This window comes from Streptomyces nidicola, from assembly GCF_050106155.1.
GTDB lineage: Bacteria > Actinomycetota > Actinomycetes > Streptomycetales > Streptomycetaceae > Streptomyces.
The window spans coordinates 759,391-772,614 of sequence record NZ_JBNBPI010000001.1 but is presented as its reverse complement, the minus strand read 5'-3'; the positions used below and the strand labels follow the sequence as shown (position 1 = coordinate 772,614).

General features: G+C 70.3%; 9 protein-coding genes. 7 read left to right on the top strand and 2 right to left on the bottom strand.

The genetic code is table 11. From position 1 onward, the window contains the following. Positions 1–92 precede the first annotated feature (92 nt). The 3 genes from ACOKM3_RS03660 to ACOKM3_RS03650 all read left to right on the top strand — a co-directional run bounded on the left by ACOKM3_RS03660 (position 93) and on the right by ACOKM3_RS03650 (position 4,400). Positions 93–1,052, top strand: a complete 960-nt coding sequence (locus ACOKM3_RS03660; RefSeq protein WP_426896815.1) for an SCO0930 family lipoprotein — start codon at positions 93–95, stop codon at positions 1,050–1,052. 295 nt (positions 1,053–1,347) lie between these two features. Beyond that, entirely contained in the window at positions 1,348–2,163 is an 816-nt protein-coding gene (locus tag ACOKM3_RS03655; protein WP_426896813.1) for an SAM-dependent methyltransferase, read from the top strand. A gap of 137 nt (positions 2,164–2,300) precedes the next feature. Then, positions 2,301–4,400 (top strand): putative bifunctional diguanylate cyclase/phosphodiesterase, encoded by a 2,100-nt coding sequence (locus tag ACOKM3_RS03650; protein ID WP_426896811.1) that lies wholly within the window; start codon positions 2,301–2,303, stop codon positions 4,398–4,400. 142 nt (positions 4,401–4,542) lie between these two features. On the opposite strand, the gene ACOKM3_RS03645 is transcribed toward ACOKM3_RS03650, so the two are convergent. Beyond that, positions 4,543–5,433, bottom strand: coding sequence for a LysR family transcriptional regulator (locus tag ACOKM3_RS03645; protein ID WP_426896809.1), 891 nt, complete (start codon positions 5,431–5,433; stop codon positions 4,543–4,545). 97 nt (positions 5,434–5,530) lie between these two features. Between ACOKM3_RS03645 and ACOKM3_RS03640 the strand changes: the two genes are divergently transcribed. Genes ACOKM3_RS03640 through ACOKM3_RS03630 form a run of 3 tightly spaced genes read left to right on the top strand, consistent with a single transcriptional unit; the run spans position 5,531 to position 8,945 of the window. Continuing rightward, positions 5,531–6,238, top strand: a complete 708-nt coding sequence (locus ACOKM3_RS03640) for a succinate dehydrogenase (protein WP_426896807.1) — start codon at positions 5,531–5,533, stop codon at positions 6,236–6,238. A gap of 5 nt (positions 6,239–6,243) precedes the next feature. Beyond that, positions 6,244–8,202 (top strand): fumarate reductase/succinate dehydrogenase flavoprotein subunit, encoded by a 1,959-nt coding sequence (locus tag ACOKM3_RS03635; protein ID WP_426896805.1) that lies wholly within the window; start codon positions 6,244–6,246, stop codon positions 8,200–8,202. Continuing rightward, the gene (locus ACOKM3_RS03630) at positions 8,199–8,945 is read left to right on the top strand and encodes a succinate dehydrogenase/fumarate reductase iron-sulfur subunit (RefSeq protein WP_426896803.1); all 747 of its coding nucleotides are present in this window, start codon (positions 8,199–8,201) and stop codon (positions 8,943–8,945) included. Before ACOKM3_RS03635 ends, ACOKM3_RS03630 begins: the two co-directional genes overlap by 4 nt. 87 nt (positions 8,946–9,032) lie before the next feature. On the opposite strand, the gene ACOKM3_RS03625 is transcribed toward ACOKM3_RS03630, so the two are convergent. Further along, complete coding sequence (locus ACOKM3_RS03625) at positions 9,033–11,414, bottom strand: ATP-binding cassette domain-containing protein (protein WP_426896801.1); 2,382 nt, start codon at positions 11,412–11,414, stop codon at positions 9,033–9,035. 171 nt (positions 11,415–11,585) lie between these two features. On the opposite strand from ACOKM3_RS03625, the gene ACOKM3_RS03620 reads away from it, so the two are divergent. After that, the gene (locus ACOKM3_RS03620) at positions 11,586–13,214 is read left to right on the top strand and encodes a phosphodiester glycosidase family protein (protein WP_426896799.1); all 1,629 of its coding nucleotides are present in this window, start codon (positions 11,586–11,588) and stop codon (positions 13,212–13,214) included. The last annotated feature ends 10 nt before the right edge of the window (positions 13,215–13,224 follow it).

The following is a 13,224-nucleotide window of genomic DNA, read 5'->3' as shown; positions in this document are numbered from 1 at the left end:
CATTGAACACAGCCGTCACCGCCGCGCGTACCTAGGGCCATGTGCGACCCACCCGGGCTCGCACAACACCCAAGCAATGTGCGGGAGTTGAGATGAAGACCTCCTGGCGGAGCGCCTCGCTCGTAGCGACAGCTGCGGCCCTGCTGGCGCTGACGACGGCGTGCGGTCAGGACCAGGGCGACCAGGCGGACACGGGCCAGAACGTGGGCAGCGCGGCCGATGCGCAGGGCGGCTACGGATCGTCCGACGGCTACGGCTCGTCCGGCACCACCGACAAGAGCGCCGCCAAGGCCAAGTCCGCGGGCCAGCTGGCCTCGTGGGACAGCAAGGAACTCGGCAAGGTGCTCACCGACAGCGACGGGATGACCCTGTACCGCTTCGACAAGGACACCGCCGAGCCGCCCAAGTCGAACTGCGACGCGGCGTGCCTGAAGGCGTGGCCGGCGGTGCCGGCGAGCGGCGCCAAGGCCGCGCCCGGGGTCGACGCCTCGCTGCTCGGCGAGGTGACTGCCGCCGACGGCACGAAGCAGCTGACGGTCGACGGCTGGCCCATGTACCACTACGCGATGGACAAGAAGGCAGGTGACGTCAAGGGCCAGGGCGTGGGCGGCACTTGGTGGGCCGCGGCCCCCGACGGCAAGAAGGCCAACAAGAAGGCGGAGCAGGAGGCCGGGGCCCAGCCCGCGGACCTCGAGGGCCTGTCCACGCGCAACGACCCGAAGCTCGGTGAGGTCGTCGTCGACAAGAACGGCATGACGGTCTACCGCTTCCTCAAGGACTCGGCCTGGCCCATCAAGTCGAACTGCGTCGGTGCCTGCGCCGAGAAGTGGCCGGCTCTCGCTCCGGTTGCGAAGAACGACACGCAGAACATTCCACTGAAGGGCTACATGACCTTCACAAGGCCCGACGGAACCAAGCAGCAGACCTTGAACTGCTGGCCCGTCTACACCTTCTCGGGCGACAAAAAGCCAGGTGACACGAACGGCCAGGGCGTAGGAGGTACTTGGTACGCGGCGGCTCCGAATGGAAAGCCGGTGGGCGCTCCCAAGTAACAACCAGGAGGGTCAAGTGCGTTCGGTGAGGCGCTCACAGTAGAGTCGTCAACGGAATTGGCTCGTTGCCGGTCCGTTCCCCGCATGGCCAGGTCAGGCCGTGTGGAGGGAGCGGGCCGGTTCTTTTCGTCGAGGAAAGAGAAGGTTTCGGGATGGTTTCGGATCGTTGCCGATTGGCACGTGACGGAGGCAGTGACCGGGAACGGACGGTCAATTTCCGTTTTGACTCGCTCCATTGGCGGTGGATCAGTAGCCTCTGCTCGAACACCGGCACGCCTACGCCATGGAGACCTTGATGCAGCGTCCCGCCTGGGCCCCACGGGGCATCGACATCTCGGTGCCCAGTGTGTCCCGAATCTACGATTTCTACCTGGGCGGTTCGCACAACTTCGAGGTCGACCGGGAGGCCGCCCGCAAGGCCATGGAGTTCCTGCCGGGGCTGCCGAAGATCATGCAGGCGAACCGGGCGTTCATGCGCCGGGCCGTGCGGTACGCCGCCGAGCAGGGCATCACGCAGTTCCTCGACATCGGCTCCGGCATCCCGACGTTCGGCAATGTGCACGAGGTGGCCCAGCAGGCGAGCCCCGGGGCGCGCGTGGTGTACGTCGACCACGACCCGGTCGCCGTCGCGCACAGCAAGGCGGTCCTCGAGGATGTCCCGCACACCGGAGTCGTCACGGCCGACCTTCGTAAGCCGCGGGAGATCCTGGAGAGCCCCGAAGTCGCCGAACTCCTCGACCTGGAGCGGCCGGTGGCCCTGCTCCTCGTCGCCGTACTGCACTTCATCGAGGAGGCCGACGACCCGTACGCGGCCGTGGCCGAACTCAGTGAGGCGCTCGCACCCGGCAGCCTGCTCATTGTGACGCATGCCTCCAATGAGGGCATGCCCATAGAGACGGAGCGGGCGGACGGGATGGTCGACGTCTATCGAAACGATGTCCGCAATCCGCTGATCATGCGGAACCGCGACGAGATCAAACGGTTCTTCAAGGGGTACGAGGTGGTCGCACCGGGCATCGTGGCGATGCCGGTGTGGCGGCCCGACACCGCCCCGGAGGACGAGGACCCGTATACGTACGCGGGCTATGTGGGAGTGGGGCGCAAGGCGTGACTGCTGCATCCTCCCGGGGCACGAACCCCGGACCTCAGGCCGGAAAAGCCGGCCGGGCGGGCAGGTCGGCACGGACCGACGACGGCATCGGTGGTGATGCGTCGGGCGGTCCCGAAGACAGAGCCCGCGAGTTCGCCATGATCTGGAGCCGGGCGATCTTCCCGGTCACGGCGACCTCGCTGACCCGGCACGAGTTCGAGGCGGAACTCGTGCCTCTCGTGCGCCGGCTGCGCACGGCGCTCGCCGCGCGGACCCTGGACGGCGCAGCGGCGCAGGCCGTCGGCGCGGCCCTGGTCGACGCCCACTGCACCGACCCCGAGGCGCTCACCCAGACCCTCGACGTGGTGGAGACGCATCTCGTCCGGCACTGCGGCGAAGAGGCGCCCTCCGCGGAGCGCGCGGAGGAACTGCGCTCGCGCTGCGCCCGCATCCAGCACGCGATGGCCGCCGGGTTCGCGGCCGCGCTGCGGGAGCGCACCCGCAGCGAACAGGAGGCCATATCGCGCGCCGCGCTCGACGCCCGCAGCGCCGTCGCCGAGGCCCTGCACGCGAGCGAGGCCAAGTTCCGCGCGGTGTTCCACGGCGCCGCGATCGGCATCGGGATCGCCGACCTCGACGGCACCATCCTCGAGGTCAACGAGACGATGGTGCGGATGTTCGGCGGCAGCAGGCAGCAGCTGCTCAAGCGCAAGGCCCACGAACTGACCCACCCCGAGGACGCCCCGCACATCTGGCGCATGTACCACGAGCTGGTGCAGGGGGACCGCGAGCACTATCGGGTGGAGAAGGCCTACTCGCGCCCGGACGGCACCGCCCTGTGGACGAACCTGACGGTCTCCCTGCTGCGCGACGCGGACGGCGCCCCCCAGTACCAGCTGGCGCTCATGGAGGACGTGACCGAGCGCCGGCTGCTGAACCTGCGGCTGCGCTACGAAGCCACCCATGACGCGCTCACCGGACTCCCCAACCGCACCCTGTTCTTCGAGCGCCTGGAGAAGGTGCTCAGCGCGGGCAACGGCATGCGCTTCGGCCTCTGCTATCTCGACCTCGACGGCTTCAAGACCATCAACGACAGCCTCGGCCACGCGGCGGGCGACCGGCTCCTCGTCGAGGTCGCGGACCGCCTCCAGGCCTGCGCCACCGCGCCCGGCGAGATGGTCGCGCGGCTCGGCGGCGACGAGTTCGTGGCGCTGACCACCGGCAAGGACACCCAGGCCGAGGTCGACGAGCTGGCAGGACGCATCATGCACGCCCTGGCCACGCCCATCCGCATCGACGGCCGAGAGCTGACCGTGCGCGGCTCCGTCGGCATCGTCGAAGGTCCGGCCGCCGAGCGCAGCCCCGCCGAGGTGCTGCGCAGCGCCGACATCACGATGTACCGGGCCAAGTCCGCGGGCGGCAACCGTTACGAGCTGGCCGACCCCGAGGCCGACGCCCGGGCGATCACGCGGCACGGCCTGACGACGGCGCTGCCCGCCGCCCTGGACCGCGGCGAGTTCTTCATCGAGTACCAGCCCTTGGTGCACCTCGGCGACGGCAGCGTGCGCGGCGCGGAGGCCCTGGTCCGCTGGCTGCATCCGCAGCACGGCGTGCTCGGCCCCGACCGCTTCATCCCGCTCGCCGAGCACACGGGACTGATCGTGCCGCTCGGTCGCTGGGTCCTCGAGGAATCGGTCCGGCAGGCGCGGGTGTGGCAGGACCGGTACGAGGAGGCGGGCCCGTTCCGCATCAACGTCAACCTGTCCCCGATGCAGCTGACCCACCCCGGACTGGTGACGGACACCGTCGACATCCTGGAGCGCTTCGGCCTCGAACCGGACGCGCTGTGCCTGGAGGTGACGGAGTCGGCGCTCATCGGCGCGGACGACGACCTCCTGAAGCCGCTGCGACGGCTCTCCGAAATGGGCGTCGACATCGCCCTCGACGACTTCGGCACCGGCTACTCGAACCTGGCCAACCTGCGCCGGCTGCCCGTGAACGTCCTCAAGCTGGACCGCTCCTTCACGCAGGGCATGCAGCAGTTCCCCGCGGACCCCGTCGACCTGAAGATCGTCGAGGGCATCGTCTCGCTCGCCCACAGCCTGGACCTCTCGGTCACCGTCGAGGGCGTGGAGACCGGTGCGCAGGCCGAACAGCTCCGGCACCTCAACTGCGACACCGCACAGGGCTGGTACTACGCCCGCCCGGGCCCGCCGGACCGCCTCCACGAACTGGCGTTGGCGGACGCGACGGGATAATCAAGCCCGGGCAAATCAGGCCCAGCCGCATCAAGCCCCGCGGGCACATCCAAGTGGCGCCGGGCAAATCAAGCCCCGCCGGCGATTGAGGCGCGGGGTCCGGGGCAGCGCCCCGCGACCGTGCGCCGGGTGACCGCACCCATCACTCCCGCCCCTCCAAGAGCATCCGCTGAAGCTCACGCGCAGCGCGTGGCGGGGCCACATCCGACCGGTGCGCGAGCGCAATCGTGCGGCTCAGTCCCGGCTTGGCCAGCGGCGTCACCCGTAGATCCGCCCCGGCCCGGTGCGCCACCATCCACGGCACCACCGCCACCCCGAGCCCGGCCCGTACGAACCCGAGGACCGCGTCCATCTCGCCGCCCTCCACCGCGAAGTCCGGCTCGAACCCCTCGCCCCGGCACGCGGCGACGGTCAGCTCCCGCAGGTCGTACCCGTGCCGGAACATGACGAGCCGCTCGCCCTCCAGGTCGGAGATCCGCACGGACTTGCGGCCCCGCCCCGGCGCGGGCGCGTCCTGGGACGACACCACCACCAGCTCCTCGCGCAGCAGCTCCACCGTCGTCAGGGCGGGCGCGGGCGCCGGCAGCGGGAGCACGACGAGCGCGAGGTCGAGGGCGCCGCGCGCGAGTTCTCGTACGAGGTCGTGGGAGCCGCCCTCCTCGATCAGCAGCTGGATCCCCGGATACCGGTCGTGGAAGGACCGCAGCACGTCCGGCAGCAGCCCCGTGCACAGCGAAGGCGTCGCGCCGAGCCGCACCCGGCCCCGCTTGAGCTGCGCCAGCTCCTGCACCTCGTGCCGCGCCGTGTCCGCGTCGGCGAGGATCCTGCGGGCGAGCGGCAGGAGCGCCTCCCCGGCGTCGGTCAGCGAGATGTTGCCGCGGGCCCGCAGGAAGAGGTCGACCCCCAGCTCCCGCTCGAGCGCCCGGATCTGCTGGGACAGCGACGGCTGGGCGACATGCACCAGCTCGGCGGCGCGCGTGAAGTGCCGGGTCTCCGCGACCGCGACGAAGTACTGGAGCTGCTGGAACTGCATACCGGCCAGCATAGTTCCCTCGATAGCGAATGCCTATCGAAATGAGGTGGTCCATGTCTTGGACCGATCGGGCCCTTGGGCTCTAGCGTCTTGACCCATGGCTCTGGCAACGAGGACGGACCGACGGCCGTCCATGGCACGCACTGTCTGGGACAGCTCCGTCGGGAAGAAGACCGTGATGGCGGTGAGCGGCCTCGTCATGCTGCTCTACCTGGTCGCCCACATGATCGGGAACCTCAAGATCTTCTTCGGCCCTCCGGAGATCAACCACTACGCCCACTGGCTGCGGACCATGGGCGAGCCGGTCCTCCACTACGAGTGGGGCCTGTGGATCGTCCGGGTCGTGCTGGTCGTCGCCGTCGTCGCGCACGCCACGTCCGCGTACCAGCTGAGCCGGCGCGGCATCAAGGCGCGCCCCAGCAAGTACGTGCACAAGAAGCCGCGTTCGGACTACGCCACGCGGACCATGCGCTGGGGCGGCATCATCCTCGCCCTGTTCATCGTCTGGCACATCCTCGACCTGACGACCGGCACGGTGCACCCCGGCGGCTACGAGCACCTGCGCCCGTACCAGAACATCATCGACACGTTCTCGACCTGGTACAGCAACGTCATCTACATCGTCGCGATGCTCGCCCTCGGCTTCCACATCCAGCACGGGTTCTGGAGCGCCGCGCAGACCCTCGGCGTCGGCAGCCGCACCCGCGACCGCGTGCTGAAGACCGTCGGCAACGTACTCGCCGTAGTGCTCACGCTCGGCTTCATCGCCGTGCCCGTGGGCGTCATGACCGGATTGGTGAGCTGAAGAACATGACCACGTCCAGGGAATACGCGGACTACGCAACCGGCGAACCGGTCGTCGACACCAAGGCCCCGCAAGGCCCCGTCAACGAGCGCTGGGACACCCGCCGCTTCGAGGCCAAGCTGGTCAACCCGGCCAACCGCCGCAAGCACACCGTCATCGTCGTGGGCACGGGCCTCGCGGGCGGTTCCGCCGGTGCCACCCTCGCCGAACAGGGCTACCACGTCGTCCAGTTCTGCTACCAGGACTCGCCGCGCCGCGCCCACTCGATCGCCGCGCAGGGTGGTATCAACGCCGCGAAGAACTACCGCAACGACGGCGACTCGGTGCACCGCCTCTTCTACGACACCGTCAAGGGCGGCGACTTCCGCGCCCGCGAGTCGAACGTGCACCGCCTCGCGCAGATCTCCGTCGAGATCATCGACCAGTGCGTCGCGCAGGGTGTGCCGTTCGCCCGCGAGTACGGCGGCCTCCTCGACACCCGCTCCTTCGGCGGTGTGCAGGTGTCCCGTACGTTCTACGCCCGCGGCCAGACGGGCCAGCAGCTGCTGCTCGGCGCCTACCAGGCGCTCAGCCGCCAAGTCGCCGCCGGGAACATCGAGTTGCACCCGCGCACCGAGATGCTCGACCTCGTCATCGTGGACGGCAAGGCCCGCGGCATCGTCGCCCGCGACCTCATCACCGGCAAGATCGAGACGTACTTCGCGGACGCCGTCGTGCTCGCATCCGGCGGCTACGGCAACGTCTTCTACCTGTCGACGAACGCCATGAACTCCAACGCGACCGCGATCTGGCGCGCCCACCGGCGCGGCGCCTACTTCGCCAACCCGTGCTTCACGCAGATCCACCCCACGTGCATCCCGCGCACCGGCGACCACCAGTCGAAGCTGACGCTGATGTCGGAGTCGCTGCGCAACGACGGCCGGATCTGGGTGCCGAAGGCCAAGGGCGACGACCGCCCGGCGAACAAGATCCCCGAGGACGAGCGCGACTACTACCTGGAGCGCATCTACCCGGCGTTCGGCAACCTCGTGCCCCGAGACATCGCCTCCCGCGCCGCGAAGAACGTGTGCGACGAGGGCAGGGGAGTGGGCCCCGGCGGCCAGGGTGTGTACCTCGACTTCGCCGACGCCATCAAGCGCATGGGGAAGAAGGCCGTCGAGGCCAAGTACGGCAACCTCTTCGACATGTACGCGCGGATCACCGACGAGGACCCGTACAAGACGCCGATGCGGATCTACCCCGCCGTGCACTACACGATGGGCGGCCTCTGGGTCGACTACGACCTCCAGACCACCATCCCCGGCCTGTTCGCCATCGGTGAGGCCAACTTCTCCGACCACGGCGCCAACCGGCTCGGCGCCTCCGCGCTGATGCAGGGCCTCGCGGACGGCTACTTCGTCCTCCCGGCCACCATCAACGACTACCTCGCCAAGCACCCGCACAAGGACGAGGTGAACGCCGAACACCCGGCCACCGTCGAGGTCGTGCGCGAGACCGAGGAGCGGCTCGCGAAGCTGCTCGCGGTCGACGGCGACCGCACGCCCGACTCCTTCCACCGCGAACTCGGCGAGCTCATGTGGGAGTTCTGCGGCATGGCCCGCACCGATGCGGGGCTGCGCAAGGCGCTCGACCGGATCCCGCAGATCCGCGAGGAGTTCTGGCGCCGCATCAAGGTCCCCGGCACCGGCGAGGAGTTCAACCAGTCCCTGGAGAAGGCCAACCGCATCATCGACTACATCGAGCTCGCCGAGCTGATGTGCCTCGACGCACTGCACCGCGCCGAGTCCTGCGGCGGGCACTTCCGCGAGGAGTCGCAGACCCCCGACGGCGAGGCCGAGCGCAGGGACGAGGACTTCTCCTACGCGGCCGCCTGGGAGTTCACCGGCACCGGCGCGGCCCCCACCCTGCACAAGGAAGACCTGGTCTTCGAGTACGTCCACCCCACTCAGCGGAGCTACGCATGAAGCTCACCCTGCGCGTCTGGCGCCAGAAGAACGCCGACGCCGAAGGCCACATGTCCACCTACGACGTGGACGGAATCTCGCAGGACATGTCGTTCCTGGAGATGCTCGACACGCTCAACGAGGAGCTCATCCTCAAGGGCGAGGACCCGGTCGCCTTCGACCACGACTGTCGCGAGGGCATCTGCGGCGCCTGCTCGCTCGTCATCAACGGCGACGCGCACGGCCCGGAGCGCACCACCACCTGTCAGCTGCACATGCGGTCCTTCAAGGACGGCGACACGATCGACATCGAGCCGTGGCGCGCCTCCGCCTTCCCGGTCGTGAAGGACCTGGTCGTGGACCGCTCGGCCTTCGACCGGATCATCCAGGCCGGCGGCTACATCACGGCCCCCACGGGCGCCGCCCCCGAGGCGCACAGCACCCCGGTCCCCAAGCCGGACGCGGACTTCTCCTTCGAGCACGCCGAGTGCATCGGCTGCGGAGCCTGTGTGGCCGCCTGCCCTAACGGCGCGGCGATGCTGTTCACCTCGGCAAAGATCAACCACCTCAACGTCCTGCCGCAGGGCGCACCCGAGCGCGAGACCCGCGTCCTCGACATGGTGGGTCAGATGGACGAGGAGGGCTTCGGCGGCTGCACGCTCACCGGCGAGTGCGCGACGGCCTGCCCGAAGGGCATCCCGCTGTTCTCCATCACCAGCATGAACAAGGAGTGGCTGCGCGCGAACCGCAAGGTCAGCCGCTGATCGTCCGCTGATCAGGCAAGCGCGACAGGCGTCCCGCGAAGAGCGCGGGGTGGGCGGGACCGGCGTGGTGCTCAACCTCCGGTCCCGTCATCGCGTTTCCGGCACACTCCTCTTCAGGTACGGAGCGGTCCTGCTCACCGGATCGGCGGCCACGCCCGCAGGCGTCCCCGCGGCCACGACGCGCCCGCCCTCGGCCCCGCCTCCGGGCCCCATGTCGATCACCCAGTCCGCCCCGGCGACCACCGCCATGTCGTGCTCGACCACGACCACGGAGTGCCCGGCGTCGACGAGACCGTTCAGCTGCCGCAGCAGCACCTCCACATCGGCCGGGTGCAGGCCGGTCGTCGGCTCGTCGAGGAGGTACAGGGTGTGCCCGCGCCGCACCCGCTGCAACTCGCTGGCCAGCTTGATGCGTTGGGCCTCGCCGCCCGACAGCTCGGTGGCCGGCTGCCCGAGCCGCAGATAGCCGAGGCCGACGTCGAGCAGCGTGCGCAGGCTGCGCAGTACGGGACGGGCCGCTTCGTCATTCGCCTCCTGGAAGAACTCCGCCGCGCTCTCCACCGTCAGATCGAGGACCTCGGCGATGTTCCGCCCCCGGTAGGCGACTTGGAGCGTCTCCGGGTTGTAGCGGGCGCCCGCGCAGTCCGGGCACGGCGCGTACGTACTCGGCAGGAACAGCAGCTCCACGCTGACGAAACCCTCGCCCTGACATGTCTCGCAGCGCCCGCCGGTGACGTTGAACGAGAAGCGGCCGACGCCGTAGCCGCGCGCCTTCGCCTCGTCGGTCCCCGCGAAGAGTTTGCGTACGACGTCGAACAGGCCCGTGTACGTGGCCAGGTTGGAGCGGGGTGTGCGGCCGATGGGCTTCTGGTCCACGACGACGAGCCGGCCGACGCCCTCCAGGTCCTCGGTGATCTCGCCGATCAGCGTCGACTTCCCGGAACCGGAGACACCCGTGATGGCAGTGAAGGCGCCCAGCGGGAACTCGGCGGTGACGTCGACCAGGTTGTGCCGGGTCACCGGGCCGACCTTCAACCAGCCCTTGGGGGTGCGGACTTGGCGTCCGGTGGCCGGTTCCCCGGCGAAGAGGTAGCGGGCCGTCGCCGAGTCCGTGACCTCGCGCAGTCCGTCCACCGGTCCGCTGTGCAGCACGAGCCCGCCGTGCTCCCCGGCCCGCGGGCCCACGTCGACCAGCCAGTCGGCGTGCCGCATGACGTCCAAGTGGTGCTCGACCACGAAGACGGAGTTGCCCGACGCCTTCAACCGGTCGAGGACGGTGAGGAGCGACTCGGTGTCGGCGGGGTGGAGGCCGGCCGACGGCTCGTCAAGGACGTATACGACACCGAAGAGCCCCGACCTCAACTGCGTTGCCAGGCGCAGCCGTTGGAGCTCGCCCGCCGACAGGGAGGGCGTCGGACGGTCGAGGCTGAGATAGCCGAGACCGAGCTCGGTGACCGTGGCGATGCGGGCCCGCAGATCCTCGGTGAGCACGCGCGCCGTCTCGGACGTGTCGCCCTCGGTGGCAAGCAGCTCGGCGAGGTCCGCCAGCGGGACACCGGCGAGATCGGCGATCGTACGGCCCGCGAAGGTGACGGCCAGCGACTCCGCGCGCAGCCGGGCGCCGCCGCAGACAGGACACGGCGTGCTCTCCAGGAACCGCTCCGCCTTCGCGCGCAGCGACTGGCTCTTGGAGTCCGAGAAGGTCTTGAGCACGTACCGGTTCGCGCTCATGTACGTGCCCTGGTACGGGCGGTGGATGCGGCCCGCGTCCCGCACCGGGTGCACGGTCACCACCGGCTGCTCGTCCGTGAACAGGATCCAGTCCCGGTCCGCCCGCGCCAGCTCCCGCCACGGACGGTCGACGTCGTAACCCAGCGCGTCGAGGACGTCGCGCAGGTTCTTGCCCTGCCAGGCCCCCGGCCACGCCGCGATGGCGCCCTCGCGGATCGACAGCGAGGGGTCGGGCACCAGCAGTTCCTCGGTGGTGCGGTGCACTTGTCCGAGGCCGTGGCACGAAGGGCACGCCCCGGCCGCCGTGTTGGACGAGAACGCGTCCGAATCGAGGCGTTCCGCGCCCTCCGGATACGTACCGGCCCGCGAGAACAGCATCCGCAGCGAGTTCGACAGCGTCGTGACCGTGCCGACCGAGGAGCGGGACGTCGGCGCCGAACGGCTCTGCTGCAGCGACACCGCGGGCGGCAGACCGCTGATCTCGCCGACCTTCGGCGCGCCGACCTGATGGATCAGCCGGCGCGCGTACGGGGCGACCGACTCGAAGTAGCGGCGCTGCGCCTCCGCGTAGATCGTGCCGAAGGCGAGCGACGACTTGCCCGAGCCGGACACCCCCGTGAAGACCGCGAGGACGTCCCGGGGGATGTCCACGTCGACGCCCTTGAGGTTGTGCTCGCGGGCGCCGCGCACCCGCACGAGACCGTCGTGGCGGGGATCGGGCGAGGTGGGGTGGTGCATGGGGCGGGCTCCCGGGCGGCTGCTTCGACTGTCGTACTCCATGATCCACCCATGAGGCGGTGGCGGCGGCACGGAGAACGCCCGATGAATGATGTGCACATGCCTTGACTGGTGGTCACGGGCTCACGCACCGTTACGGAGGTCGTCAGTCGGGCAGTGAGTGGGGGGCTTGTGAGCGGCAGACTTTTCGGCGTGGGCGCGGCGTTGTGCGCTCTCGCCCTCGTGGGTGCGGCGACCGCACCGGCCACGTCGTCACCAGTCCCCGCCTCCTCCGGGCCTCGCCACGGCGGCCTGCCGCTCGGCGCCGCCGACCTGTCCGAGACGCGGACGACGCGAGAACTTCAGCCGGGCGTGACGCTCACCCGGATCGTGCGCGGCGCCGACGCCCCGGCCATGGCGTGGACCGTGGAGGTCTCCATCCCGGGCGGCGCGGGATCGCCCGACCCGGACGCGCCGCCGACCGCGCTGAAGGACGAGGCCAGCGCCGCCGAACTGGCGTCGGGCCTGCGCGCGAAGGGGTTCGACGCCCGCTCCGAGAAGGTCACCACCGCGGCGACCGCCGACTACGCGGGCGGCACGCTCGGCTGGCGGGTCCGTGTCGGCACCTTCCCGACCGAGGCCGCCGCGACCGCCGAACGCACCCGGCTGCGCGCCGCCGGATACACCGGATCTGCCTGGTACACCGGCTGGGACGGGGACGCGGGGGACCGCGGCCCCTGGCGCGTCGACGTCCTGACCATCGACCCGAAGAAGTTCCACGGCGACCTCAAGGCGTCGTACGGCCCGGACCTGGAGAACCGCGAGACCACCAGCGCGCTCGCCGCCGCTAAGAGCGCGACGGCCGGGGTCAACGCGGGCTTCTTCGTCCTCGACCCCAAGGCGGGCGCCCCCGGCGACCCGGCAGGCGTCGGCGTCTACAACGGGCGTCTGCTGAGCGAGGCGGTCAACGGCAGGCCCGGCCTCGTCGTCCACGACTCCGCGCGCGGCACCGAGGTGGAGCGGTTCACCTGGCGGGGGAGCGTCCGCGCCGGCGGGGCGACACTGCCGCTCGACGGCATCGACCGCGTCCCCGGCCTGATCCGCAACTGCGGCGGCACCGCCGACGACACCCCGACCGCCCGTCCGCTGCACGACACCACTTGCACCGACCCCGACGAACTCGTCGCGTTCACTCCGGAGTTCGGCAAGCAGACCCCGAAGGGCGACGGCGCCGAGGCCGTCCTGGACCGGACCGGCCGCGTCGTCGAGGTGCGCTCGCCGCGCGGCGGCACCCTGCCCGCCGGAGGCCGCAGCGTCCAGGCCACGGGTGCGTACGCGCCGCAGCTGGCAGCCCTCGCCAAAAGGGGTCAACCCCTCCGTATCCAGAGCGGGTTGAAGGACACCAAGGGGCGCGACGTCACCGCTTCCCGCTCGACCAGCATCCTCAACGGCGGACCCGAACTCGTCCACGACGGCCGCCGCCACGTCACCCCGGCCGCCGACGGCATGGTGCAGCCCGGCAACCCGAGCTTCTACTACGGCTGGGTGCACAAGCGGAACCCGCGCACCCTCGCCGGCACGGACGCCGAAGGCCGCACCGTGCTCGTCACCGCCGACGGCCGGAGCACCGGATCCCTCGGCCTGAGCATCAACGAGAGCGCCGATGTCGCGGGGTCCCTCGGCCTGCGGGACGCCATCAACCTCGACGGCGGCGGCTCGACCACGATGGTCGTCGACGACCAGGTGATCAACGACCCGTCCGACGCGACCGGTGAACGCCCGGTCGGGGACGCCCTGTTGGTGCTCCCCGACCCCCACTGACGCGAGCGGA

Excerpts from the sequence above, each read along its gene's own strand:
- ACOKM3_RS03660 (WP_426896815.1), top strand. The coding sequence starts at position 93 with ATGAAGACCTCCTGGCGGAGCGCCTCGCTCGTAGCGACAGCTGCGGCC.
- ACOKM3_RS03655 (WP_426896813.1), top strand. The coding sequence starts at position 1,348 with ATGCAGCGTCCCGCCTGGGCCCCACGGGGCATCGACATCTCGGTGCCC.
- ACOKM3_RS03650 (WP_426896811.1), top strand. The coding sequence starts at position 2,301 with ATGATCTGGAGCCGGGCGATCTTCCCGGTCACGGCGACCTCGCTGACC.
- ACOKM3_RS03645 (WP_426896809.1), bottom strand. The coding sequence starts at position 5,433 with ATGCAGTTCCAGCAGCTCCAGTACTTCGTCGCGGTCGCGGAGACCCGG.
- ACOKM3_RS03640 (WP_426896807.1), top strand. The coding sequence starts at position 5,531 with ATGGCTCTGGCAACGAGGACGGACCGACGGCCGTCCATGGCACGCACT.
- ACOKM3_RS03635 (WP_426896805.1), top strand. The coding sequence starts at position 6,244 with ATGACCACGTCCAGGGAATACGCGGACTACGCAACCGGCGAACCGGTC.
- ACOKM3_RS03630 (WP_426896803.1), top strand. The coding sequence starts at position 8,199 with ATGAAGCTCACCCTGCGCGTCTGGCGCCAGAAGAACGCCGACGCCGAA.
- ACOKM3_RS03625 (WP_426896801.1), bottom strand. The coding sequence starts at position 11,414 with ATGCACCACCCCACCTCGCCCGATCCCCGCCACGACGGTCTCGTGCGG.